Origin of the sequence: Rhizobium phaseoli, from assembly GCF_003985125.1 — a bacterium.
GTDB classification, from domain to species: Bacteria; Pseudomonadota; Alphaproteobacteria; order Rhizobiales; family Rhizobiaceae; genus Rhizobium; species Rhizobium phaseoli.
The window spans coordinates 62324-86893 of record NZ_ML133571.1; the positions used below are offsets into that span (position 1 = coordinate 62324).

Below are 24570 nucleotides of genomic sequence, written 5' to 3' on the forward strand. Positions count from 1 at the left end.
ATTCATGGAGAGAGTCGGTATCGGCATCATCGGATGCGGCAATATTTCGGGCGCCTATCTCAAGGCGATGGCATCCTTTCCCATTCTCGACATTCGCGGCGTCGCCGATCTCAACCGGGACCTAGCAGAGGCCAAGGCGCGCGAATTCAACGTTCCGGCGAGGACGGTCGAAGAGCTCTTCGCCGATCCTAAGGTCGAGATCATCGTCAACCTGACGATCCCGAAGGCCCATGTCGCCGTGGCGCTGCAGGCTCTCGAGGCCGGCAAACACACCTATTCGGAAAAGCCGCTCGGGATTAATTTCGCGGAAGGGAAAAAATTGGCCGAGGCGGCGCGCGCCCGCAATCTGCGCATCGGCGCGGCTCCCGACACCTTCCTCGGTGGCGGCCATCAGACGGCCCGCGCCTTGATCGACCAGGGCGTCATCGGCCAGCCGGTCGGCGGCTCGGCGAGCTTCATGTGCCCGGGCCATGAGCGCTGGCATCCGAACCCGGCCTTCTACTACGAAGTGGGCGGCGGGCCGATGCTGGACATGGGTCCCTATTACATCACCGACCTCGTCAACCTTCTCGGGCCGGTCGCTCAAGTCGCCGGCTTTGCGACGACGCCGCGGGCCGAACGGTTGATCACGAGCGAGCCGCGCAACGGTGAGCGCATTCCCGTGCATGTGCCGACCCATGTCGCCGGCATGATGGCTTTTGCGGGCGGCGCCGTCGTGCAGATCGCCATGAGCTTCGACGTCGCCGGCCACAAGCATGTGCCGCTCGAGGTCTACGGCACCGAGGGGACGCTGATCGTGCCCGATCCCAACAAATTCGAAGGCCCTGTCGAATATCTCAGGAAGGGCGGCCAATTCGAGGATCAGCCCCTCACATCCCCCTATGCCGATGGCAACTATCGCTCGCTCGGCGTCGCCGACATGGCGCATGCGATCCGCTCCAACCGGCCGCATCGCGCCAATGGCGATCTGGCACTGCATGTGCTGGAGGTCATGGAAGCGTTCCACACCGCGTCTGCAACCGGACGTACGGTCGCGATCTCAACGGCGGTGGAGCGCCCTGCCCCCCTATCGCAATCCATCGTCGACGGACGGCTGGCGAAATAATTTCAGGAGGAATGACTATGCGTGAAGCACTGATCGTCTGGGGCGGCTGGAGCGGCCATGAGCCGCAGGAATGCGCCGAAATCATTAAGGGGATGCTCGAGGAGGACGGCTTCAAGGTCTATCTCGAACACGGCACCGAAGCGCTGGCCGACCCTTCCGTGCATGACCTCAGTCTCGTCGTGCCGATCATGACGATGTCGAAGATCGAGAAGGAAGAGGTCAAGAACCTCGCCGCCGCAATCGAGAGCGGCGTCGGCATCGCCGGTTATCACGGCGGCGCGGGTGACGCCTTCCGTGACTCGGTCGACTACCAGTTCATCATCGGCGGCCAGTGGGTGGCCCACCCCGGCAACATCATCGACTATACCGTCAACATCACCCGGCCGGACGATCCGCTGATGGAGGGGATTGCCGATTTCCCCTATACGTCAGAGCAATATTACATGCATGTCGACCCCTCGAACGAGGTGCTGGCGACGACCAAGTTCACCGGCGAGCACGCCTACTGGATCGACGGCGTCGTCATGCCCGTCGTCTGGAAGCGGAAATATGGCAAGGGCCGGGTTTTCTATTCCTCGCTCGGCCACCAGGCCAAGGAATTCGACGTTCCGGAGATGAAGACGATCTTCCGCCGCGGCGCGAACTGGGCGGCGCGGTGAAGCACGGTTCGGACCGGCAAAGATGCCCCTCATCCTAACCCTCTCCCCGTTCTGACGGGGAGAGGGGACGTGCCCTGCGAGAGTCTGCGGGGGACCGATAGATCTCCCCGCAGGCGGGGAGAAAGTGCCGGCAGGCGGATGAGGGGCGGGCCGCAATCTCAGCGCAGAATCAACGCGGTCCCGTAAAGCCCCAGCGCAAACACCGTATGCGCAAGCAAGTTGAAGCTCCGGACCTTCATCGGCTTCGGATGTCTGGAAGCAGCCCAGCCGAGACCGAGGCCGGGCTGCAGCAGGAACCACCCTGCCCCGACGGTGACGATGCCGAAGATCCAGGCGGGGAGAAATGTCGGGGCGGCGAGCCAGCCCTGCCCCACGATGATCGCGAAGATCACGCCGTAGAGAATGCCGACGGCGTAGTGGCTGATCCAGCCTAGTGCCAATTCATGCTCATAGGGCTCGGCATCGGCAATGTTCTCGTGAAAGACCTTGCCGCGGCGAAGATGCCAGAACCAGCGGCCGACCGGCGCCCAATTGGCCGGCGGCTGGCCAAAGACCTTGGCGAGCACGATCGCCCAGAGGTCCATGAGGATGGTTGCGCCGGCGCCGATCGCCAGGCCGCGCCACAGAATATCGAACATCGGGAATCACCGGAAAGCGTTGACGGGAAGAGGCGCCAGAAGATCATCGCAAGCGCTTCGGCGCAATGGCTTCGACGCAAGCAAGGAGGCCCCCTTCTCCGTCAATCGCCCTCTTCCTGAGGCTTCGTCGCGCTGCCGCCGATGTCGCCGCTGATATCATTGGCGAACTTGCGCATCAGCCGCACCAGTTCATTGAAGTCGTGTTCGTCCCAGCTTTCGAAGATTGCGCGGCCGAGCTTTTCGCGTGCGGCGTCGATGCGGTCGGTCATCGCCTTGCCTTTCGGACTGATGACCGCCTCGCGCACGCGGCGGTCGGCGGCGCTTCCGCGGCGCTCGATGAGATCAAGACTTTCGAGCTTGGCGACCTGGCGGCTGACGGTGGTGTAGTCGCGCCCGGCGCGGTCGGCGAGTTCGACCACGCCGATGGGACCCAGCCGCTCCACCATGACCAGCAGCGGAAACAGGGCGCGATCGAGCGAAATTCCCGCCTCGCGGACCATCTGCTCGTCACGCTGGGGTCGGTTCATGACGCTGACGATCTCGATCAAAGCGCCATGCAGTTCGCGCAGCTTTCTGGATATATGTGTATTTTGCACATTATTTCTTGACGCCATGCCGATTCTCCTATTATGTGCATAATACACATATGGAGATGGCGATGACAGAAAAATCGACAGTCGACGTACTGATATCAGGCGCCGGTGCGCCGGTGCGGCGGGGCTGACGCTGGCGATCGAGCTTGCGCGGCGGGGTGTATCCTTCCGCCTGATCGAGAAATCGACTGACCCGTTCCGCGGCTCGCGCGGCAAGGGCATTCAGCCGCGAAGCCAGGAGATATTCGAGGATCTCGGCATCCTCGACCGGATCGTTGCGCGGGGCGGCGCCTATCCTCCGCAGCGGGAATATCGCGGCGACGGAAGCTTCGTTGAATCTGACGCCATGCTGCGCGAGGAGCCGACGCCTGCCGAACCCTATCACCTTCCGCTGATGGTCCCGCAGTTCCTCACCGAGGGGGTGATGCGCGAGCGCCTCACCGAGCTGGGGCACCGGCCGGAATTCGGATGCGAGCTCACCGGCTTCGAACAGGACGAGGCGGGCGTGACGGCGCGGATCAAGGGCCAATCCGGGGAAGAGACCATCCGCGTCCGATGGCTGGTCGGCGCGGATGGCGGTCGCAGCCTGGTGCGCCGCGCCCTCGATATCGGCTTTCCCGGCAAGACGCTCGGCGTGCGCGCCATCGTCGCCGATGTCCTCCTGACCGGGCTGGACCGCGACGCCTGGCACCGCTTCGGCGAAGGCGACATGCAGCGCCAGCTGGCACTTTGCCCGCTGGCGGGTACCAATCTGTTCCAGATCCAGGGGCCGGTCCCGCTCGACGGCGAGATCGACCTGTCGGCTGCGGGCCTGACGGCGCTGGTGAGCGAGCGCTCCGGCCGCAACGATATTCACGTGCAATCGGTCTCCTGGGCATCGGCCTTCAACATGAACGCCCGGCTTGCCGATCGCTATCGGCTCGGCCGCGTGTTTCTCGTCGGCGATGCCGCGCATACCCATCCGCCAACCGGCGGCCAGGGCCTCAATACCAGCATCCAGGATGCCTATAATCTCGGATGGAAACTGGCTGCGGTCACCGCCGGCGCCGCTGATCAGCTGCTCGACAGCTATGAGGAAGAGCGCCGCCCGATCGCCGCGGCGATGCTCGGTCTTGCGACCAAACTTCTCGACGCGCTGAAACGCGGTGACGTCAGGCGTGGCCGCGAGGTCCATCAGCTCGATATCGGCTACCCCGATTCCGCCCTTGCGCTGGAAAAGCCGGAGCGGAACGGCGGCCTGCTGGCCGGTGACCGCGCGCCCGATGCGCCGCTCAAGGGTGCGGCCGGCCAGCCGGTGCGTCTGTTCGACCTCATCAAGGGTCCGCACTGGACGCTGCTCGGTTATGAGCCGGAGCAAGCGGCCGTGCCGCCACGCCCGGGATTGCAGATCCACAGGATCGGCCGGCGCGGCGATGTCATCGACGAAGGCGGGCATTTCCGCGACGCCTATGCGCTGGCGCCCGGCGACTGGGTGCTCGTGCGTCCGGACGGCTATATCGGCGCCATCGTCGCATCCGATGAAGCTTCAGCGCTGGAGACCTATCTCACGACTGCCGGCCTTGGCCCGGTTGCGAAGCAACCGTCATGACCGCCGCGGTCGCGCCGATCGCAACAGACGTCGTCGCAGGCATATTTCAGAGTGAATCGCGTTCGTATCGCGGTGTCCAGCCGCGGGCCATTCCGCGGCTCATCACGCTTTCCGCCAGTGCCAGCTGCCGGCGCAGATGCCTGCAGTCGTCGAGAAGCGAACGGATCGCCGCCTTGGCATCGTCGTCATGCCAGGCGAGCACGGCTTCCACTTCCCATGCGGGATCGGGGCAAGCCGCATCGGAGCAGGCCGGATCGGGCCCGAATGTCTTTGCCGGCTGCATCAGTTCAGCGCCAGCGGCAACTGGACCGGCCGCGGCAAAGGCGGCAGCGGCCGGCTGAGTTCGACCTTTTTCTGCCAGGCGGCGCGACGCTGCTGATCCCGTTCACGGGCCGCGCGGGAGGCTTCGACGAGGGCCAGGGCGTTGGCGATCACCTGTTCCGTATGTGTCATGACCATCTCCAGTGTTCCTGCTTTGTTCTAATTTAGACCCTAATCCGCGGAAGTCAAGCGTGACGAGACCTTCTCGTGGAACCGGGAGGGACGGAGATTGGGATGTGGCCGCTGTTCAGTCGGCCGCCTCGATGACGGCGATGCCCGCCTCCTGCGCAGCCCTGACGAAGGCGGCCCGCACATGATCCGGCGGCAGGTCGCCGATGATCGCATCCAGGCAGGCTTTGACGGCCTCGAGATATTCCTCGCCGTCATCCACCGGCCAGTCATGGAGGAGCGTGCGCGCGGCATCCCACACAGAGTTAATAACGGCATAATGCCCGAGCCCCATCGAGGCCAAGCCGACCGGTCGAAAATGTGCCGTCTGTCTCACTTTGCTACAGCTTTTCCTAATTTCGGCGAGCTAATCGATAACATGCAATTTGCGTGCCGTTGGCAGCGGCCTTTCGATCTTGGCCATCATGGCCACGACAGACATTTCTCTCCAGCCAGGATCCGGCGAGCGAGGCTTGAGAACAGGAAACGCCTGAAACCTCTCGAGGGGGGCCGGAAACCTGCCACCAGTCATTAAACGACAGATTATGGTAAATATCAGACTAACACACCGGGCCTACTCATTAAAACTATCCATTTTCTTGCATATTCTAGCGGAGATTCAGCAACGCGATGCTCTTTGCAAGCAACATACCGCGATGAGCGCGTTTAATTGTCCGGAAGGTGGACGGGAACGCATCCAGATCGTACAATGCCGTCTCTTGCACGCGGCGGATCTGGGAGGACGCGCGATGCCCATCTTCATGGACCGGCACTTTCTCGAAGGGACCTCGCCCGCCGAGGTCGCTCAGGCACATCGCATGGATATCGACATTCAGGATCAATACGGCGTCAAGTTCCTCACCTACTGGTTCGACCAGCGGCGCGGGACGGCCTTCTGCCTGGTGGATGCGCCCGATATGGCAGCCGTCCAATGCGTGCATCGCGAGGCGCACGGCTTTGTCGCCAATGAGATCGTCGAGGTGGCCCTGTCGGCGGTGGAGGCCTTTCTCGGCCGCATCAATGACCCTGATCCCGCGCCCGGCCAATCCACGCCGCAAATGGATCCCGGCCACCGGGCGATCCTGTTTACCGATATCGTCGGCTCGACCGAGATGACGGCGCGCCTCGGCGACCGCATGGGGACAGAGCTGGTCCGGGCCCATGACGCGATTGTGCGCCGGTGCCTCGGCAAAAATTCAGGCCGCGAAGTCAAGCACACCGGCGACGGCATCATGGCGGCCTTCGCGGCGACAACGGCAGCCGTCGAATGCGCCATGGCGATCCAGCAGGAATTCCAACATTACAACAGCGGCAACAACGCCCAGCCGATCCATATCCGCATCGGGCTCGATTGCGGCGAGCCGGTCGAGGACAGCAACGACCTCTTCGGCTCGACCGTGCAGCTGGCGGCCCGCCTCTGCGCGGCAGCCGCCAGCGACCAGATCCTGGTGTCGGAGAATATTTTCCGGGAATATGGCGCGAGCGACCTCTTCGCCCACGCGACACGCCGCCGTCTCAAGGGATTTTCCAAGCCGATGCTGGCCTTCCGATGCGAATGGGCCAACGACAGCCAGCACATGAGCTAACGCCGCGTGAGCTAGCGCTACGTGAGCTAGCGCTATGTGAGCTAGCGCACCGGCCCGAAAATCGATCCCCATTCGGGCCGGTGCGCGTCGCCACGCGCCATGACAAGCGCGCCGCCGATTTCTCGCGGTGGCCGAACCCGCCTCGTTGCGGCCGCGGCTGCGCCCTTATCCGTCGCCTGTCTGTGTGAGATCAAGCCGTGCGGATCGTTCGATCGTTCATCAACTCGAATTTCGCGGCGCCTTCGGCCTTCGCCAGCACGCCCGACATCTTCAAAAACCGCCGGAAATTCTCCCTCGCCGCATTCAGCGGGAACCGGCCGCTCGCCGTATCCCTGCACGCCTTCAGCAGCGTGTCATATGCCAGACCTCGCTTGTCCTGCGGCCACTCCTCCAGAAAATCGAAGATTTCGTCGAGATTCGTGATCTCTGCGACGAAATGTTGACGGCGAAGAAAAACCGGCTCGAACTGAGCTTCTGGCATAGTATCCTCCCATTTATATTACTTTTTTATGGGATAATATTACTGAAAAAGCTTGAATAATTCAACAACAAATCAAGTTTGGTTCGCCAGCAAACATAGTGCAACTGCTTCCATAATGACAGAATAGTGCAATGAAATCGGCCGGACATAAATGTGCAACGCCTGCCATCAGATGCGCGTGATCGCGTCCACCTCCTCGCAAAGGCATGGGCCGCCATGCTAGATTGCGCACGAGGATCAACCTTTGCGTGACATGCTTTGGAGGAGACGCAGATGAACCGAGTTATCCGATTGGCCGCAGCCGGAGCGCTGATCGGCCTTTCCGCCATCGCATCTTCCTGCACCTCGCCTGCGAGGCACGACAGGGAGGATTTTCAATATCAGTTGAATACGTCGAGGAACCCGGCTTGCGCAGGTGGATTCAGACCCAGCAACGCTCGCTCCTGCAGCTATTGAAGCCCAGAGTTTGGCAGTGCCTGCGCGCAACACCAAACGGCTGATACCGCAGGATGCAAGCTCATAAGCTGTGTCGTTTCCGCATCACTGTCTGCAGGGTTGTAAAAATCCGCTTGGCAATGGCGAATTGCTCCGCTACATAACGCTCACCGCTTCAGATCGAACACTTCAGATCTAACATAGGGAGGCGTTGCATGACACCAGCATTCATCGACAGCTTCCCGCATGGAATGTCCCGACGCTAGGTCAATTCCATTCGCGGCCCGCCCCGAGCGCGCCCGACATGCGGTTTTTTCATCCTTCATAGCCCGATTGATCTGACGGGATCATTTTGTCTCCCGCCCGGGCTGTGGCATCTCACTCTCGATTTTTGAGGACCGGTTGCCGAAATCCGGGCCGGGCAGGTTAAAATGACTCGCAAGAAGCTCGATTTTCGCGCCGATGCCTATCGTCAGGTGCTCGGCTTTGTTTTTCAGCACTGGCGCTATCGGCCTGCCTTGGTCGGCGCGATCATCGTGCTGGTGGTCTCAAGCACGCTGGCCGAAGTCATGGTGCCGGTGTTTTCCGGCCGCATCGTCGATGCCATTGCCGGCACCCAGGCAGCCGATAGCGCCCTTAGCGCCTTTGCCGTCGTCGTGGTTCTCGGCCTCACCAGCGTGGTGTTGCGCTGGTTCATCTTCAACGGCATCATCCGGCTGACGCTGCGCATCATGGCCGATGTGGTCAATAACGGCTTCCACAAGGTGCAGCGGTTCAGCACAGACTGGCACGCCAACAGCTTTGCCGGTTCGACCGTGCGCAAGATCACCCGCGGCATGTGGGCGCTCGATTCGCTCAACGACCTGTTGCTGGTCGCGCTGCTGCCCTCCATCGTCATGCTCGTCGGCGCCAGTCTTGTGCTCGGCAGCTACTGGCCGGTCATGGGCCTGTTCGTCGCAACGGGATCGCTGATCTATATCGGCGCGACCGTGGCGCTTTCCATGGGCTTCGTGTCGCCGGCAGCGCGGCTTGCCAATGCCTGGGACACCAAGCTTGGCGGCGCGCTCGCCGATGCCATCAGCTGCAATTCGGTAGTCAAGGCCTTCGGCGCCGAAAGCCGCGAAGAATTGCGCCTGCGCCACGTGCTGGCCAAATGGGACAGGCGCACGCGGCGCACATGGAAGCGCGGCACATTGAGCGGCACGATCCAGGGCTTCATGATGGTTTCCATGCAGGCGGGCATTCTCGGAACGGGCCTCCTCATGTGGCGGAAGGGGCTGGCGACACCAGGCGACATCACCTTTGTGCTGGCGATGTTCTTCGTTCTGCAAGGCTATCTGCGCAATGTCGGCCAGGACATCCGCAACCTGCAGCGTGCCGTCAATGACATGGAAGAGCTGGTGCTGCTCGACAAGATGCCGCTTGGCGTCGAGGACAAGCCGGATGCCGGGCCGATTGCGATCGATACGGGCGAGATCGTCTTCGACCGCGTCATCTTCCAGTATGGCGCTCATCCCGATCCGCTTTATGAGGACTTTTCGGTCGTCATCAAGCCGGGCGAGCGCGTCGGTCTGGTCGGGCATTCGGGTTCGGGCAAGACGACCTTCGTCAAGCTCATCCAGCGCCTCTATGACGTGAATGCCGGCGCCATCCGCATCGACGGACAGGATATCGCCGACGTCAGGCAATCAGACCTGCGCGGCCAGATCGCCATCGTGCAGCAGGAGCCGATCCTGTTCCATCGGACGCTGGCGGAAAACATCGCCTATGGCCGGCCGAACGCCTCGCGCCGCGAGATCGAGCAGGCGGCGAAACAGGCCAATGCGCACGGCTTCATCGTAGGCCTCCCCAAGGGCTATGAAACGATGGTCGGCGAACGCGGCGTCAAGCTGTCGGGCGGCGAGCGGCAGCGCGTCGCCATTGCCCGCGCCTTCCTCGCCGATGCGCCGGTGCTGATCCTCGACGAGGCGACGTCGAGCCTCGACAGCGAGAGCGAAGTGCAGATCCAGCAGGCCATGGAACGGCTGATGGTCGGCCGCACGACGCTGGTCATTGCCCACCGCCTGTCGACGGTGCGGGCGCTCGACCGGCTGCTGGTCTTCGACAAGGGCAAGATCGTCGAAGAGGGCGACCACCAGGCGCTGATCCGGCTCAATGGCGGCATCTATCGGCGGCTGTTCGAACGGCAGGCGCTTGAGCTGACCAAGGGTCTGGTGGCCTGAACCGAAGACGCCAGGGCGGATGCTCTGGCGTCTTCTTGCATGGCCCGCAGCGGAGCTCACCGTGGCCGGAGAGCTCCCGAACCGTTCAGAGAACGGCGTCGACAAAGTCGGGTTGGATATTCGCGGCGAATTCCCTGACCTCGCCTGATATGCAACTCCGGAATGCTCGCAGTTTGGGATGATCCTGAGTGCCGATCGCATAGACAAGATCGTATCCCCACTCCACGTCCAATCTCGCTTTCGGGAACAACGCAACGAGGCGGCCCTGGGCAAGATCCTCAGCCACCAAGACGCTTCGCCCAGAGCCACGCCTTCGCCGCGGATGGCGGCCGCGGCATCGTTTCTCTTCGGCGACGCGTTGAGCCTGACCTTTGCCGCTGGCGTGGCCTTGATTTTGTCCGGCCTGGCCTTGGCCGTTTCCAACACGCGAACCGGCCCACGGAAGGTCGTGACACGCCAATAGGCAAAGCGACTTCGTTCCCCTCCGCTCCACGACCACGGGGGCGGCTTGGCCTGCCTTCGGGGCAGGCCTTTTTCTTGTGGGCGGCCCAGGGCACAACAAGGGCACGACATATGAGCGAGGGTTGCCGCGGCCGGCAAAGGGTGCCGTGATCAGCGACGAAGCTCACGACAGGGCGAAGATCCTGACCTCCCTGCCGATGCCCTGGAGTTCCGCCATCCGGGACGCCGATCTGATGCCGCTGTCACGCAGGATCTCCGAGACATTGACATCCTCGACGATCGCTTCCGTCGTCATGATCACATTGGGGTCGGCAAGGCCCTGGACGCGCGAGGCGATGTTGACGGTCTGGCCGAAATAGTCCTGACGGTCGTTGAGGTTGACGGCGAGGCATGGCCCCTCATGGATGCCGATCTTCAGGAGCAGGTCTTCGCTGCCGTGTTCGGCATTCAACCGGCGCATCGCTTCGCGCATTCTGAGCGCGGCCGCCACCGCGCGGTCCGGGCTCGGGAAGGTCGCCATGACAGCATCGCCGATCGTCTTGACGACGGCGCCCGCCTCGGTGGCGACGATCTCGTGAAGAACGCGGAAATGCGCCCGCACCAGATCGAAGGCGGCGAGATCACCGACACGCTCATAAAGCGCGGTCGAGCCCCTGAGATCGGTGAATAGGAAGGTCAGGCTGGTGATCTTCAGGCGCTGGTCGACGTCGAGTGTATCGGTTCGGTAGATGTCGCGGAAGCTCTGGTTCGTCAGCAGGCGCTTGGCCGTCAGAAACGGCCGCCGGCGGCCCAGGAGGTCATGGAGGTCATCGCCGGCGATGCAGACATTCGGCACCACCCGGCGATCGGTATGATTCTCAAGCGTCAGCCGCAGCAGGCCGGGACGCATCGTCACGGTTTCGTTCAGCGCATGCCCGCGGCTGATGACCATCGAGAGGTTCTGGCGTTCGCTGGTGGGTTCGCCCTGCACATCGATGAACTGCGCCGAATGCGTCACCGCATCGAAGATGATGATGAATTGCGCCGGCAGCTGCAGCGAGACGAAAGCCTTCTCGCCCGGCGCCAGCTCGATCATCTCCAGAAGAATGGGTTCAAATTTCGCTTCCAGATCCTCCGGCAGGTCGACGCCGGAGCTGAAGAAGATCTGGCGGTAATATTCGAGCGGCGGCAGCCGGTCGGGCTCGTGGGCGGCAATCCTGCGCACACGCGGACTGACGGTGAAGGTGACCTCGACCATCTCGTCGAGCGTGGGTTCGTATCCGGCCGCACAGAGGGCGCAATGATAGGTATCCTGCACGACCCCTTTGAGCGTTGCGCCGCTGTCAAGGACGCCGCCGCATCCCGGACAGAGCACATTCCAGGTCATCTCGAACGCCCCTATGCGGGCGGCGTGGAGAAAGGCGGCGATGGTTTTCTCTTCATCGAGAGAATGGTTTTCGGCGAAAGCCAGCGCATTGATGCGGTTGAGATCGCGATCGGCGCCATGCCTGACGACGTTTTCGATACATTCGACCGTCTGCGGGTCAGCCGCCTGTCGCAGGGCGGCAAAAAGGACGTCCACTTCGCTCATTTAGATAGTCTCTACGCGCATGACAGGACAGACAACGCCAATGGCGCGATCATAACACGGCAACCTGCCAATAGAAATCGATCGGACCGCTTGCTTGCCGATTGACAGAGTTCCCCAGCCGAAATCGCCTGTCGGCTGCCCGTCACTCCGTTGCATCACCGTTTCAACAATTTGCAGCACAACGGCGAAAAAGTGCGAGCATCACCCCCTCGCCCTCCTCTACAATCGATCGGTTCGGCTCCGGCCGATCGACGAAGGAGAAGTGATGGATCGTCTTGAGGAGAAAGGGGCTCGATCGGCAAAGCCAGCGGAAAAAGCCGCTCATGCGGATGGTCTTGCCCGGGATATCACGGCGATCAAACTCGGTGACTGCCTGCTGGGCTATAAGGCCGTGCAGCGCCGGATGCGGGGCGGCCGCTGGAACCATTTCCGCGGTCGCATGCGCGAGATCGAACAATTGATCCGGAACCGCCATGGAGAGATCGTGCCGGAGGCGGACGACGCGCTGATCTATGTCGAGGTGATCGCCAGCCTCGCTTTCGTCGAGTTCAAGGAAGGTTTTGTCGAGGTGGTGCTCGGCTGGGCGGCCCGCTGGGTCCCCTGGGCTGGAAAGGCCGTGATAGAGGAAATCATCTACGAGCGGACCAAGGTGCGGTTTTCCCCGCTTTCCGCCGACGCGCTCGGCCATGCCCTGCATCTGAGCTATGCCGAACGCTGCGCGCTCGATATCCGCACCATCGGCGCCTTCGACGTGCCGAAGGCGAAAAGGGCAAAACTGCAAAAGGCAAAGCGGCGCCAGCGCGAGCTCAGCCGGAAAGAGAAGCAGCGCCGCGCCGCCGGCGCCGCTCCCAGAGCAGACTACCTCGCCAACTCCCTCAGCCAGTCCCGCCCCTGGGAGGCCTTCGGCATCAGCCGGCGGACGTGGGAGCGCCGCGGCAGGCCGATGCCAGAAAGCGAGGCGATCCCGGACGGCGGCTCGGTCCCGCTCGCCGCTTAACCGGCGCTGCGGCTCTCAACCGGACGGCCCGAACCAGGTGATCATCGCGTCGTAAAGGCCATCCTGCGTCCCCTCGCCGACCCATGCCACATATCCGTCGGGCCGGATCAGCACCGCGCTCGGCGCCGAGACTGCCCCGAGCGCCGGCAGCTCCCACGGACCGCCATAGCTCGCCTGAACCAGCCGGACGCGGCCTGACCATGGCGCGATATCGAGGCTGCCGGTTGCGGCGAGATTCAACAGCACCGGCCGCGCCTCTCTGAGCAGCGCAAAGACACGGATGGAGCCATCAGGCGTGACGAGGTCGAGGTCGGGCATGCGGCGGCCGAGCAGCGGGTGCCCCTCGCCGAGATCGTAGCGGAGGGCAAGACCGGACATTTCCCCGGCGAGCGTCTTGCGGGCCTCATCCAGTCCAAGGAGTTCCAGCACGATGTCCCTGAGCGCTTCGGTGCGGTCATCGGTGCGTTGCAAGGCGACCTGGGCCATTGTCGTGCGCAACACGCGGGCAGCGACCGGATGCCGCTCGGCGTGATAGGTATCGAGCAGCGCCTCAGGCGACAGTCCCTTCACCACCTGGGCAAGCTTCCAGCCGAGGTTCACCGCATCCTGGACACCGGTATTAAGCCCCTGCCCGCCCACCGGCGAATGCACATGCGCGGCGTCGCCCGCCAGGAAAACCCGGCCCTTGCGATAGGCTGCCGCCTGCCGCGACATGTCGGTGAACCTGGAAATCCACTTGAGGCCATGGATTCCAAAATCCGTTCCGCAGGCGGCAATCAGCGCTCGCCTGAGATCACCGAGCGTCGGCTCGCCTGCCGCAACGGCACTCGTTTCCGTCACCATGACGTTGATCGGGCCTTCGCTGGCAAAGACAACCTTGCCGTCCCGGATTTCATAGTCCTCGCGGCCAAAGGCATGCATGCCGAGCGCGGTGCGATGGACGCCGAGCGGCGGCTCCTCCTCCATCTCGGCCTCGGCAAGAATATTGCTCGTCGTCGCGTCCCATCCGGGAAACTCAATGCCGGCCAGCTTGCGAACCAGGCTGCGGCCGCCATCACAGCCGACGAGATAGGCTGCGCGGATTTCCGAAGCGTCGGAGAGTTCGATGGTCAGGCCGGAAGCGTCCTGCATGAAGCCTGTCAGTTCGCAGCCGCGATAGATCACGACCGGCAACTCTTCGACCCAGCCGGCGAGAATGCGCTCGATATGCTTCTGCCGCAGTGCCAGCCCATAATTGTGCCGCGTCGGAAAATCGCTGATATCAAGCCGCGTGACCGCAAATCCGGTGACCTGGGCGATCTGACCCTCGGCCAAGAACCGATCAACAATGCCGCGCTGATCGAGAACCTCGAGCGTGCGCGCACTGAGGCCCCCGGCACGCGAACCGACGATCTCCTGGTTCAAGCGACGCTCGACAATGGCGACATCGATGCCCGCCAAGGCCAGTTCGCCGGCCAGTATCAGCCCGGTCGGCCCTCCTCCGGCAATCACGACCGCATGTTCCCTCATCCGCAAACTCCTCTGCTCCGACTGCCGGGATAACGTCTCGGCATTCCGGGCCGAGCTGCCCGGCTGGGTATTCCAGTTTGATCGCGTCTGCTCAGGTGCCGAATTCCCCTGTCGCAGGTTGTTCCCCCTATAAGCATTAGCTCTCTACTGGTGGGAAGGACTTGCGACAGGATTTCCGCCTTGCCTTCCAAAGCCCTTTTCGTTGCCGCTTGTGCAGTTTTCCTGGCGTAGAACCCGGACGCTTCAACACGACCAGAGCGGGTCAGCGCCGGGTTTGGCAAAACGCCTTCCGTTTCACCATTCGTTCTCGGGGCGACCAGATATAGCTGGGATGGTGCCGATCACTGCGGAGCTGTGGCCTTTTGCGGAATGGTCTCAGCCGCCGGCCGCTCCGAGGGATCGGCGGGGTGGCCGTAGATCGTGTAGGCAGCACCAGCCAAAACGCCCAAGACAATAAGAGCGAGCACGTACAACATCATTCCGCGGATTGCGGTTTTGGGCGTCTCTTCCATAGCGAATCTCCAAAATTGCTCAGTCGTCAAAGTGAATGCGAGCGCATTTGGTTCCGGGTTCGGAGTTCCCGGAAAGGCAAATCGACGATCCGTGTAACCCGCATCAGGACAATTTCTGGCGACGCCGGCTTCGGCCGGCCCTCTCCCGGCTACAAACAACTTGTACGAGAGCGTACAATTTCGGGAGTGTGTCCTTGTTGCTACAGCCTTCTGTTGTGCAGCCGTTATATCATTCAGTCCTAATGCAATGCCATGGAGAGTACGAAAATGAAGCTAACGATCGCCACTGCCTTTCTCGCACTTGTCGCTACCACTGCGTTCGCGGCCGATGTCGTTCAGGACGTCCCAACGGCACCGGTTGCGGCGGCACCTGTTTTCACCTGGTCGGGTCCTTATTTCGGTATCGATGGCGGCGCCGGTTGGTTGAACGGTGATTTCAGCGCCGGCGGTGCCTCCGCCGATGAGGATTTCAACGGCGGCGTCTTCGGCGCTTTCGCAGGTTACAATTTCCAGTTCGATAACATTGTCGTGGGTATCGAAGGGAATATCGAACACAATTGGAATGAAGAGGACGCGCTCGGCGCAGACGTCGGGACGGATTGGGCTGGAGCCGTTCGCGGTCGTGTTGGCTACGCCTTCGATAAGGCGCTGATTTACGGCGCAGCCGGCTGGGCCGCCACGCGCGGTTACGTCGATGCGCCCGGCTTCGACAAGGAAACCGAGACGTTCAACGGCTACACCGTCGGCGCCGGCGTCGACTTTGCCATCACGAACAACATCTTCGCCCGCGGCGAATATCGCTACAACGACTACGGCGAAAAAGACATCCTGGGCGTTGATGTCGACCTCGATCAGCACGAACTGAAGTTCGGTATCGGCGTGAAGTTCTGATAAGAGTTTCTCGGATCGTTAGCATCAGAGCCTCGCCGTTTTCGGCGGGGCTTTTTTTATTCCTCCCAGTGACGTTGGCAGCGATCTGCAGATCGTTACCAGCGGGGCGTCCTCGATCCCAATCTATTGCAAGGCCAGCTTGATATTGGTGTAAATTTTGATGCCGAGAAATTGTACTATTCACTCTCAGACGCGATGAGATAATGCTCTCACGTTCGGCTGCCGGGCTATTTGGGTGAGGGCTTCGCGTGGATATCAAGACTATGCTTGGCGAGATCGCTGACCAGGGCGGCAGTGTCGAGGTCTTGGAAGATCACTATTCCCCCTGCGATAAAGAGGCGGAATTGCTTGGCCTGATCAAAAGAGAGAGTAATGGTGGCGGTTTTGGTTTCACCGAAATGCTCTTCTTGACGAACAAAGGGCGACAATACCTTGGAACAGGCGTCGTGACGCCGCCAGTTCAGATCTCGGCCAAAAGTGCAGTCACTCGTTTTCTCCGTAGACTTACGCGTCCGACCCTGGCTAGATGAGGCTCCCGCCATCCCTGTCATCAAATGATGGGTCAATCATCTCGCGGAATGAAAGAGATCCTGCAGCGGAACGAGGGCCGGCCGGGGCAGAACCGGAACCAATCGTGTAAGGAATTTTCGCCTCACAAATTTTTCTGCTAGGCAACTGATTTTATGGTGAAAGCGTCGGGATTCGAACCCGAGATTCACTGATTCAAAATAGGCCGGCACGAGAGCCGGTGGCCTTGACTGGATCGCCGAGGAGGGCAAGGCCTACGCCGCACCGGAGCGCGCCGAGGCCGGCGGTATCGCCGGGCGCGGAGAGCCGTTCATGCTAGGTTAATGCCTATTAACCCAGACTCGCGGGCTGAAAGGATACGTCGATGAAAAAGCTTTTCCCCGCAGTGGCAGCGACAGTCTTGGCTGCATGTTTCGCTCTGCCGCTAAACGCCATGCCGATCGTCGTGCCGAAAGCGGTCGCTGTGCACACCGCCGACGTCGAGCAGATCAGGCACCGTCATCACGGTAATGGATATGCGTATGGTCACTGGAAGAAACACCACCGATACGCTTACCGCGACTGCCGGTACTACGGCTCCTGCTACCGTCCGCGGTATTATGGCAGCCGCGACGATTACGGCTATCGCGACTATTACCGTTATCACCGCCGGTCAGGTGTGAGTGTGTATTTCAACTTTTAGCCGGCCGTACCCGAGCCACTTGAGTCGTCGGGTCTCACCAGCCGGTCTTTTGGTCAACTCCTGGAACCCCCGTTCCGCTGAGACGAGCCGACTGGTTGACGCCAGCCACTCGTATGATCGTTGAATGAGAGCGCGGGAGGATCCCTCGCGCCTCGTAAAGACATCGCCTCGAATGAGCTATTCCAAGACGCTTACCGGTCGCGCCGCTGCCTGGTGCCGGTTAGCGGCTTTTTTGAATGGCAGGACGGGATTTACAAGAAGCAACCCTACGCTGTTGCTGTGAAAGACCGTTCGACGTTCGCGCTGGCTGGCATCTGGGAAGAATGGCGGCACCCGGCCGGCATCGATATCCGGAGATTCGCTGTCGGCACCTGCCAATCAAACGAGATGATCTCGGCAGTCCACAATCGTATGCCAGTTGTTCTTCGTCCCGAGGATTACAAGCGCCTGCTGTCTCCAGATCCAGACCCACGCGGAATGATGAGACCATTTGATGCCAAAGCGATGACGATGTGGCCGATCGCGCGCCGCGTAAGCACCGCCAGAAGAATTGGACCTGTGGCCCTACGTCGGGTTGATCTCAGCACAAGGCGGGCGCCGCAGTAGGATTACTAAGTTCAGGTAAATTGACGATTTTTTGAACCATGTCATCCTGCTACCTAATCCGCCCCCTCGGTGCCGCATCTCTGAAGGTGGCATCAGCCTGATACAAGATGCCTCGTTTTGCGGGGCATCTTTCTATTTCGGACCCCCAGTAATTCCGGAAGATTTCGGACGGACCAGAGAGTGCAATCGCCGACAAGACTATCGCGAGCTTTCCAGGCGGCTCTCGCCACGCAGAAGGTTCAACCAGGCCCGCGAGACTTTCTCCGCCCCTGTGCCCCCAATATGGCAATCGTCGTAGCGGTCGTCTCCATCGAGTAGCGCGTCGGTATTTGCGCCTTCCCGGATACCGTGGCCGCTTTTTGACAGCGCCATTTGCGCCCGTACGATCGGATTGTCGGGTATATGCTCCTTGAAGCCGCCGTTGCTCGGTTCAAGGCATTTCGATGCGATCGAAATGTAAACGGGCGCCTCGACGCCGTGCTGACGCAATGTGTCGACCATCGACAGGAAACGTTCTTGATAGGCCTCGGCAGTGGTGCCCAAAACGAAATCCGCCTCTCCTTGCACCCAGAGGACGCTCGTTACCCGATAGCCGGTATCCTGAAGCTTCTTCAGTGTATCGATCAGCACAGCGTTGAGGTCACCGCCTGCCGCCCATCGGGCGACCTCAGATCCGGAATAGGCGAGAGGTGCGAGGATGACGCTGTCGTTTTGTCCCGATGCGATCAATTCGTTTCCGAGCAGCGTCCAGTACTCTCCCTTGGTATCGGTCGAGCCAAGAAGCGGCGAAGCTGCGATGAAGCACCGTCCGTCAAAGGCGTTTACGACGCGAGCGCCATACTCTGACCGGTGCCGTTGCCCGCCGTCGTTGGCCGCATTCGATTGGCCAAGAAGCAGCAAGACAGCAGTTCGATCTGTTTGCGCCGGGCAGACCACGGAGGTTTTTGATTCATCTCCGATGAGCCTTTTATTGTCGTCAAAAGTATAACGACTCGGAGGCGGCGGCTTCTCTCCCTCAACCGTTCTCTTGAGCGAGGAAAGCTGCGGCCAAGGAAAGATCTCATGTCTCGCACTCATGCCGCCAACCACGTAAAACGCAATTAAGGTTAAGCCGACTGCTATGATTTTGCTCACGTCGCTACCCTTTACGCATTATTAGACGGAATGAAAGCTATGACAGATTAAGTATGATCCATCAATGAAAGTTCCTGTAACAACAACGCCGTGCGACTGGAGGAATGTCTTTTGTCTGATATCGTACGATTCTAGTTACAGATCAGTTGCCCTAACATCGCCACTGAGGAATTTGAGCGGAAGATCAGGGCCAGTAAGCAGCGTCCTGATCGGCGCATTCCTCGGGGCTCAGTTCATTCCCTAACTCGCGCCAGTAGATTGGAGCGATCTTGTCGCAGTAGGTCTTGGGGTCCAGCCCAAACGGCTGGCGGCCCGAGCGGCAGTGCAACCTTATGCGTTGAAAGAACCGTTCGCAGAATTCCTCTTTGGTCATGCAAATAAACTTCGCTGGGCCGAAGATCGTTTCAACTGAACGTGCAGCAGCGCGGAACCTACTGGGCGGCGGCAACGGGAGATGTCCGGTGCGGAGCATAATCCTCCGGCCTGATCGACGAAGCGCGCTGGGAGCCCCGTAAGAGGCAGGGCGGAGCATCAGCGCCGGGTAGAGAGGTTCCAGAATTCACAGAGCAGATCGAGGAATTCGCGAAGATCACGGGCGGCTTTGAGCTTGCGCCGCTTGCTGGCACCTGGGCCGACGATTTCACCGAGGGAGTAGCCCTCGCCACATATCCGGGACACCAGCCAGTCACCCTTCTCACCAAGCAGGGTCCGCATGACCGCCGCCATCTACCGGCTCCGCACCGTAATCGATCGCCCGCGTGCTACGGCACATCGCCTCCCACATGGCGCGGAACCTCGTCGCTGCGGCGAGCTGAGCGGCGTCGATCCGGCCGCGCGAGGCCAGCATCGTGATGGCGCTTTCCTTGATGTTGACGATCAACGGAATGGTTCGGGGGTTGCCGCCTCACCGTCATGCGCCGGGGCGTAGTACGGATTCGCGACCGTCACCGCCCGCAATGAGCAATGCGGATCGGAGGACGGCTTTCTTTTCGACGGCGCGGGGATGAACCAAGAATGACATGATCTATCGGAGCTGCGCAAAATGCGCAAAAATCTCGATTCGCCAGCAGTGACCGTTTCCGGCCTCCGTAGTTATCGCTTGTTTTTCTTGGATATTTGGTGAGAGCGTCGGGGTTCGAACCCGAGACCTACTGATTAAAAGTAGGCAGGTACGGGAGCCGGTGACGTTAGCCTAGAGCTTGCTCCCGCTGGTATTTAATTGAAGATGCTAGCTTTTCTGGAAAATTCAGGTTAGTTTAGAGCTGGAGCGCGCGGGCTAACGCCGGAGCGCGCGTTAGCTGCAAGTTAGCCCGGAGGCCAGCCGTGAGCAAGCAGACAGAGCCGAAGAAGAAAATCACCCGCGCCGTGTTGGAGAACGCCCAGCCTCACGAGGACGGCAAGACGACGCGCATAATCTGGGACAGCCGCCTAACAGGCTTCGGCCTGCGCATTCGGCCGAGCGGCGCCAAGGCGTTCGTCTATGTCTATCGCGCCGACGGAAAGCCGAAATGGGCGACCCTCAAAGCGACTAGCGCCGACGATGCATTCGATCAGGCGACCGAGATGGCCAATCAGTACCACCGGGGGAAGGACCCGGTTGCTGAGCGGGAAGAGGCGCAACGCGAGGCGGGCCGCAGGAACAATGCCGCCACCGTGGGCTTCATGCTCGATCTCTTCGTGGCCGAGCACGCGAAGTCTGAGTTGGCCGAGAAGACGGCGGACGAGTACGAGCGGACGGCGAACAAGATCCTCAAGCCGGAGATCGGCAAGATCAAGCTGGCGGCGCTGACGATGGAGGACGTACACTCGCTCTTCGCCAGGCTTAGCAAGCGCCCGCGCCAGCGCCGCAGTAAGAAGCCCAGCCCGAATGCCAAGCCCCTACCCCCGGCCAAGGCGCAGGCCGAGGGCGCCATGCGGATGCTGCGGGCAGCGCTCAACTGGTCGCGCAGCAAGAAGAAGGCCTCGCTCTACGGCAACGCATTACCGCCGCCGCTGGACTTCAAGGAGCTTGGGCTGAAAGGCACGAAGCGGCGGACGAGGCTTTTTACGGAGAACGAGGTCGCCCGCCTTCTGGCGGCAACGGACACGATGGCGGCGGAGGGTCGCCTACAGCCCTCTACGGCGCTAGCCCTCCGGCTCATCTTCGCGCTCGGGGCGCGGGCGGGCGAAGTGTGCAAATTGCAGTGGAGCTACATCGATCGCGAGGCCGGGCTGATAATTTGGCCTAAGACCAAGACCGGACAGCTGGAGAAGCCCATTACGCCCGAAGTGGAGCGGCTGCTAAACGCTGCCCCCCGGTTCGTTGGCTCGCCTTGGGTCTGCCCGGCGACTGACACTGAGCTGCCGCTGCGCGTGGACGTTCTGGGTTCTGCCTTCAAGCGCGTTATGAAGGAGGCCGAGGTGACCGGGGGTTACGGGATTAGCTCGCATACCATCCGGCACTGGTTCAGTACGAAGACCTACACGGACTCTGACCTACCCATGGCGGTAGGTATGGCAGTCGTCGGACACAAGTCGGTCGCCACGGCTATGCGCTACACCCACGTCAGCCGTGAGGTACTGGCCGAGGCGGCGCGGTCGGCGGCGGCGCGGCGCGAGCGCAACGTGGAGGCAGCGGCGAAGAAGGGTAAGGTGGTGCCGATGAGGGGAGAGAAGGAATGAGCATGGACCCCGCACCTCCGGCATGGGAAATGGTTTGCTATCCGGAGCGAAAGAGGCTGCTACGCCGCGCCACCAACGAGGAGCGGCAGGCGGCGGCTGCAGATCACGAGGCGGAGAACCGGAGGCGCATAGGCGCACTCGCCGACTGGGTCCTTGCTGAGGGGTTAAAGGAGGCAGCCGATGATGCTGACGAATTCGAGCGGTTCTTGGTCGACGAGACGCAGCGCATGCGCCCCGACGAGTTGGATGTCCTGCAGCGAGCCGTATGCGACCGGACAGGCCGGAACAGTCTGATTGCGAAGGCGATGCGCAGCAGCCCTACGTCTGCGTTTCTCGAGACAGTTGCCCAGCTCGTCGAAAATAATGCCCTCTCCAATGCCGCAGGACAGCACAAAGCCAAGAAGGGCAAGATGGAGCATTTAACGGACGAACAGATTGAGTATGCCGAGTTGCGCCTAGCCATAAGGCGGCTCCTGCTCGAAACGTATCGTGGTGCGGCCACGCCAACGGCAATCGCGAACCGGACAAATGACGTGGCGAGGTACCTGCTCGGCATGAGCGAACCTGAGGCCAGGGCGGCGTGGAAGCAGTACGATAACACCGACAACCGCGATCTGCCGAAGCTTCGCTGGACTCTGCGCTCGGGGAAAATTCCAACGCGCGGTGAGTAGGGGTTTTTAAAGGCCCTCGTTTTGGACCAAGCGCCTGCCAGCTAACCTACGCTCGTTACCAAGAACGGTAATGTTCTCGGAAGGAGAAGGCAATGGTCCATGTGACGGACAAATACGCTGCTGGCGGGAATGAGCTTGTTCCGCCTGCTACCGCAGCAAAAATTCTCGGAGTATCGTCTGAAACTTTACGTTGGTGGCGCTATCGTAGAGAGAGGCTGCCTTGGGTTGTAATTGGCGGCAGAAGGGTCATGTACCGCAAGGCTGACATCGACGCCTTTATCGCGGCCGGACGGGTTGATCCGCTGGAGGCCGCCAATGGCTAAAAAGAATAAGGGCCGGAAGCGGGGTGGTAGCCGCTCCCGAGCCCGTGACAATTGCAGTAGCAACAGGGCCAATAATACCGTGCCCCCCGGTGCCGGTAAACCCCCGCTGATAGGCCACAATCAGGACATTGAGGATCTGCTGGGGCTACATAGCGATCGCCGCGAGAACGGCGAATGGGTGTCCTTCCATGAGAACGACTTCATGGAGGAATGCCCGTTTTGCCTCACCGAGGCCTTGCGCCTATTGGTGTGGGCGCACACCTATGGTTTTCTGCTGGAAAACGAGGCCGACCTCGGAGAGGCGCTGGCGTTTGACGATTCAACACTGCGTGTAATCCGCTTCTATCACCGACAACTCGGCTGGGGCGCTATATTCACCTGCTCCCGGTGCGACACGCACGGCATTCACCTCTCCTCCCAACCAGAGGAGAGCAGCGAATGAGCACTCTTCAGAACGACACCATTGATAACGACAGGCGCTCACATGCGCAGCGCCTTTGCGAACTGTTCCGTGGCGCTGAGGAACGCCACGGCACCTACGATCAAACCCGGCTGCGGCTGGTCGGCTCCAAGATGGAAATGAAGGATGCCTCTGGCAATGGCCCGCGTGATTTAGGCGGGCCGCCCACTCCCGAGCTATGGGAGCAGCACCTTGCCGGCACCCGCCCCCTCGGCATAAGTCCGCTGCGCGAAGACGGTATGTGCCGGTGGGGTGTAGTCGACATCGACGTCTACGGCGGCGGCCTGGATCATGGCGCGCTTGCCGGCAAAATCCGGCGCGCGGAGCTACCGCTTGTCCTGACCCGTTCGAAGAGCGGCGGGGCGCACCTTTGGCTGTTCGCCACTCAGTGGTTAGCGCAGACAACAATGAATGCGGCGCTCGTCGCTATGGCCGATCGGCTTGGCCACGCCGAAGCGGAAACATATCCCCCGGCGACTGGCGTCGGCAACTGGATAAATATGCCAGCGTGGGCCGGTACGGAGCGTTGCGGCGTTAAGGCCGGGGGGCTCGATATGACGGTCGCGGAATTCATCGCCGTTGCAGAAGAGAACCGCCAACCTCCCCAAGCCATCGCCGCGCTGGCCGCCAGTCGAAAGGCGACCGCCGATAAGGAGGCAGCATCGGCGACGACGAGCGCGCGTGTATTGCGCAAGCTGACGGAGCGAGCCGCCGAGATCGCAGGCATGATCGATGGGCGAAAGCGCGCCCTGCACGACACGGCATTTCTATTCGGCAAATACGTGCTCAAGGGGCGTATCGATGAAGCTACGGTGGTGGGTCGCCTCGTGGCCGCCGGTGTCGAGGCGCGGCTGGAACATCACATAGCCGAAAGCCACGTGCGCAACGGCCTGGAGGCCCGACTGAGAAAGCGCGGACAGGATGATGACGACGCCGATGATGATGGCCGGTTTCCAGAAATAGAGAAGATTGTCATCATCACCGGCCATGATGAGCCGATGTGGCGGGTGACGGTCGCGGACTACGGCGACATAACGCTGCCGTCTAGAGAGGTCTGGAAGAACGACCTTTTCAACTTGCGCTGTGCTGAAAGGCTGCGGGTCGGCTTCAAGCGGCTATCGGTGAACGCGTGGGCGGATCGGCTCAATGTGGCATTGCGGGTGGCAGAGTCTGAGGCCGCCCCCAGGGACGAGTCCCCCGAATACGTATTCCGCATGGCGCTGCAAGATTTCTGCTTCGACCGGCACATGGCGGATGTGCTCGAGGAGATCGTGCTCGGCAAGCCCTACCACGATGACGACAACGACAAGATATGGTTCCGGTTCGGCGACCTCTACGCGCGGCTGTGCATGCATCCGGGCTCGCCGTTTCGCGGGTGGTCGCGCAATAGGCTCGGCGGAATGTTGCGAGCCATTGGGCAAGACGGCGTTGATGTTTTCACGACGACGAAGCGCATCGGCAAGAAAATCACTGAGGTCCGGTGGGTGCGCAAGACCCTTTTCGATGGGCCTACCGAGGTGCCCCTACCCCGACCACCAGCGCCAGAGCCGATATGACGACGGGCAGCATGTTAAAGGCGACACCAGGGAAAGACGCTACGGCGGCGCGGGAGGGCTTTAAACCCTTGTCGCGCCCTAGTCGTTTTGGCGACTATAAGGTCGCCACCGGTAAAGCCGCCGTAGGAGCCCGCCTAGGAGCTTGGAGCGCGGCGGAGCGTAGGCTAGAGGGCGACCCCCGCGTGAGAGCTGGCGGTCGTGCCAGGGTCGGC

Annotated in this window: 26 protein-coding genes and 2 pseudogenes; 16 read left to right on the plus strand and 12 right to left on the minus strand. The window is 61.3% G+C overall.

The window, feature by feature from the left end:
- The first annotated feature begins 4 nt into the window (after positions 1–4).
- Both EFD56_RS13745 and EFD56_RS13750 read left to right on the plus strand, forming a co-directional pair.
- Entirely contained in the window at positions 5–1105 is a 1101-nt protein-coding gene (locus EFD56_RS13745) for a Gfo/Idh/MocA family protein (protein WP_126905550.1), read from the plus strand.
- Between the two features lie 17 nt (positions 1106–1122).
- Positions 1123–1764 (plus strand): ThuA domain-containing protein, encoded by a 642-nt coding sequence (locus tag EFD56_RS13750; protein WP_126905551.1) that lies wholly within the window; start codon positions 1123–1125, stop codon positions 1762–1764.
- Between the two features lie 158 nt (positions 1765–1922).
- Here EFD56_RS13750 and EFD56_RS13755 read toward each other — a convergent pair whose 3' ends face one another.
- Together EFD56_RS13755 and EFD56_RS13760 are read right to left on the minus strand one after the other, a co-directional pair.
- Positions 1923–2402: a DUF2938 domain-containing protein gene (locus EFD56_RS13755; protein ID WP_126905552.1), complete on the minus strand. Its 480-nt coding sequence runs from the start codon at positions 2400–2402 to the stop codon at positions 1923–1925.
- 101 nt (positions 2403–2503) lie between these two features.
- Complete coding sequence (locus tag EFD56_RS13760) at positions 2504–3016, minus strand: MarR family winged helix-turn-helix transcriptional regulator (protein ID WP_016732996.1); 513 nt, start codon at positions 3014–3016, stop codon at positions 2504–2506.
- A gap of 44 nt (positions 3017–3060) precedes the next feature.
- Between EFD56_RS13760 and EFD56_RS13765 the strand changes: the two are divergent.
- Positions 3061–4583: pseudogene (locus tag EFD56_RS13765) on the plus strand (FAD-dependent oxidoreductase).
- A 46-nt stretch (positions 4584–4629) separates the two neighbouring features.
- Here the strand turns inward: EFD56_RS13765 and EFD56_RS13770 are convergent.
- The 3 genes from EFD56_RS13770 to EFD56_RS13780 all read right to left on the minus strand — a co-directional run bounded on the left by EFD56_RS13770 (position 4630) and on the right by EFD56_RS13780 (position 5409).
- On the minus strand, positions 4630–4866 hold the full coding sequence (locus EFD56_RS13770) for a hypothetical protein (protein WP_064825228.1): 237 nt from the start codon (positions 4864–4866) through the stop codon (positions 4630–4632).
- A complete protein-coding gene (locus EFD56_RS13775; protein WP_164517744.1) occupies positions 4866–5036 on the minus strand; it encodes a hypothetical protein in 171 nt (56 codons plus the stop codon). The genes EFD56_RS13770 and EFD56_RS13775 overlap by 1 nt, the downstream gene beginning before the upstream one ends.
- Positions 5037–5151: 115 nt before the next feature.
- Positions 5152–5409 carry a DUF982 domain-containing protein gene (locus EFD56_RS13780; RefSeq protein WP_012483739.1) on the minus strand — a complete coding sequence of 86 codons (258 nt, stop codon included), beginning with the start codon at positions 5407–5409 and terminating at the stop codon, positions 5152–5154.
- A gap of 412 nt (positions 5410–5821) precedes the next feature.
- Here EFD56_RS13780 and EFD56_RS13785 point away from each other — a divergent pair, with 412 nt between their 5' ends.
- Positions 5822–6658, plus strand: a complete 837-nt coding sequence (locus EFD56_RS13785; protein ID WP_004671070.1) for a nickel-binding protein — start codon at positions 5822–5824, stop codon at positions 6656–6658.
- Between the two features lie 190 nt (positions 6659–6848).
- Here the strand turns inward: EFD56_RS13785 and EFD56_RS13790 are convergent, their stop codons facing one another.
- Positions 6849–7139 (minus strand): DUF982 domain-containing protein, encoded by a 291-nt coding sequence (locus tag EFD56_RS13790; protein WP_126905553.1) that lies wholly within the window; start codon positions 7137–7139, stop codon positions 6849–6851.
- A gap of 866 nt (positions 7140–8005) precedes the next feature.
- Between EFD56_RS13790 and EFD56_RS13800 the strand changes: the two genes are divergently transcribed.
- Both EFD56_RS13800 and EFD56_RS33695 read left to right on the plus strand, forming a co-directional pair.
- A complete protein-coding gene (locus EFD56_RS13800; protein ID WP_126905555.1) occupies positions 8006–9796 on the plus strand; it encodes an ABC transporter ATP-binding protein in 1791 nt (596 codons plus the stop codon).
- 178 nt (positions 9797–9974) lie between these two features.
- Positions 9975–10259: a hypothetical protein gene (locus tag EFD56_RS33695; RefSeq protein WP_406549984.1), complete on the plus strand. Its 285-nt coding sequence runs from the start codon at positions 9975–9977 to the stop codon at positions 10257–10259.
- A 162-nt stretch (positions 10260–10421) separates the two neighbouring features.
- Here the strand turns inward: EFD56_RS33695 and EFD56_RS13815 are convergent, their stop codons facing one another.
- The gene (locus tag EFD56_RS13815) at positions 10422–11828 is read right to left on the minus strand and encodes an adenylate/guanylate cyclase domain-containing protein (protein WP_085742472.1); all 1407 of its coding nucleotides are present in this window, start codon (positions 11826–11828) and stop codon (positions 10422–10424) included.
- A 265-nt stretch (positions 11829–12093) separates the two neighbouring features.
- Here EFD56_RS13815 and EFD56_RS13820 point away from each other — a divergent pair, with 265 nt between their 5' ends.
- Positions 12094–12825, plus strand: coding sequence for a hypothetical protein (locus EFD56_RS13820; protein ID WP_085742471.1), 732 nt, complete (start codon positions 12094–12096; stop codon positions 12823–12825).
- 15 nt (positions 12826–12840) lie between these two features.
- Here EFD56_RS13820 and EFD56_RS13825 read toward each other — a convergent pair whose 3' ends face one another.
- Both EFD56_RS13825 and EFD56_RS32605 read right to left on the minus strand, forming a co-directional pair.
- The gene (locus tag EFD56_RS13825; RefSeq protein WP_126905556.1) at positions 12841–14334 is read right to left on the minus strand and encodes an FAD-dependent monooxygenase; all 1494 of its coding nucleotides are present in this window, start codon (positions 14332–14334) and stop codon (positions 12841–12843) included.
- 341 nt (positions 14335–14675) lie between these two features.
- Entirely contained in the window at positions 14676–14846 is a 171-nt protein-coding gene (locus EFD56_RS32605) for a hypothetical protein (protein ID WP_010009475.1), read from the minus strand.
- A 267-nt stretch (positions 14847–15113) separates the two neighbouring features.
- On the opposite strand from EFD56_RS32605, the gene EFD56_RS13830 reads away from it, so the two are divergent.
- From EFD56_RS13830 to EFD56_RS13845, 4 genes are all read left to right on the plus strand, one after another.
- Positions 15114–15737 (plus strand): outer membrane protein, encoded by a 624-nt coding sequence (locus tag EFD56_RS13830; RefSeq protein ID WP_010009474.1) that lies wholly within the window; start codon positions 15114–15116, stop codon positions 15735–15737.
- 248 nt (positions 15738–15985) lie between these two features.
- The gene (locus EFD56_RS13835; RefSeq protein WP_064827521.1) at positions 15986–16267 is read left to right on the plus strand and encodes a hypothetical protein; all 282 of its coding nucleotides are present in this window, start codon (positions 15986–15988) and stop codon (positions 16265–16267) included.
- Positions 16268–16629: 362 nt separating this feature from the next.
- Positions 16630–16947, plus strand: a complete 318-nt coding sequence (locus EFD56_RS13840) for a hypothetical protein (protein WP_085742469.1) — start codon at positions 16630–16632, stop codon at positions 16945–16947.
- A 120-nt stretch (positions 16948–17067) separates the two neighbouring features.
- Positions 17068–17553: an SOS response-associated peptidase gene (locus tag EFD56_RS13845; RefSeq protein WP_126905557.1), complete on the plus strand. Its 486-nt coding sequence runs from the start codon at positions 17068–17070 to the stop codon at positions 17551–17553.
- A 198-nt stretch (positions 17554–17751) separates the two neighbouring features.
- Here the strand turns inward: EFD56_RS13845 and EFD56_RS13850 are convergent, their stop codons facing one another.
- The 3 genes and pseudogenes from EFD56_RS13850 to EFD56_RS13860 form a co-directional block, all read right to left on the minus strand.
- Positions 17752–18687 (minus strand): sialate O-acetylesterase, encoded by a 936-nt coding sequence (locus EFD56_RS13850; RefSeq protein WP_085742467.1) that lies wholly within the window; start codon positions 18685–18687, stop codon positions 17752–17754.
- A 184-nt stretch (positions 18688–18871) separates the two neighbouring features.
- Positions 18872–19060 (minus strand): hypothetical protein, encoded by a 189-nt coding sequence (locus EFD56_RS13855; RefSeq protein ID WP_004677932.1) that lies wholly within the window; start codon positions 19058–19060, stop codon positions 18872–18874.
- 158 nt (positions 19061–19218) lie between these two features.
- Positions 19219–19692 (minus strand): annotated as a pseudogene (locus tag EFD56_RS13860) (hypothetical protein).
- Between the two features lie 318 nt (positions 19693–20010).
- Between EFD56_RS13860 and EFD56_RS13865 the strand changes: the two are divergent.
- The 5 genes from EFD56_RS13865 to EFD56_RS13885 all read left to right on the plus strand — a co-directional run bounded on the left by EFD56_RS13865 (position 20011) and on the right by EFD56_RS13885 (position 24358).
- Positions 20011–21348 (plus strand): site-specific integrase, encoded by a 1338-nt coding sequence (locus tag EFD56_RS13865; RefSeq protein ID WP_126905558.1) that lies wholly within the window; start codon positions 20011–20013, stop codon positions 21346–21348.
- Positions 21345–22019, plus strand: coding sequence for a hypothetical protein (locus tag EFD56_RS13870; RefSeq protein WP_126905559.1), 675 nt, complete (start codon positions 21345–21347; stop codon positions 22017–22019). The genes EFD56_RS13865 and EFD56_RS13870 overlap by 4 nt, the downstream gene beginning before the upstream one ends.
- Before the next feature lie 92 nt (positions 22020–22111).
- A complete protein-coding gene (locus tag EFD56_RS13875; protein ID WP_126905560.1) occupies positions 22112–22342 on the plus strand; it encodes a helix-turn-helix transcriptional regulator in 231 nt (76 codons plus the stop codon).
- Positions 22335–22784: a hypothetical protein gene (locus EFD56_RS13880; RefSeq protein WP_126905561.1), complete on the plus strand. Its 450-nt coding sequence runs from the start codon at positions 22335–22337 to the stop codon at positions 22782–22784. The genes EFD56_RS13875 and EFD56_RS13880 overlap by 8 nt, the downstream gene beginning before the upstream one ends.
- Positions 22781–24358 carry a TOTE conflict system archaeo-eukaryotic primase domain-containing protein gene (locus EFD56_RS13885; RefSeq protein ID WP_126905562.1) on the plus strand — a complete coding sequence of 526 codons (1578 nt, stop codon included), beginning with the start codon at positions 22781–22783 and terminating at the stop codon, positions 24356–24358. Before EFD56_RS13880 ends, EFD56_RS13885 begins: the two co-directional genes overlap by 4 nt.
- The last annotated feature ends 212 nt before the right edge of the window (positions 24359–24570 follow it).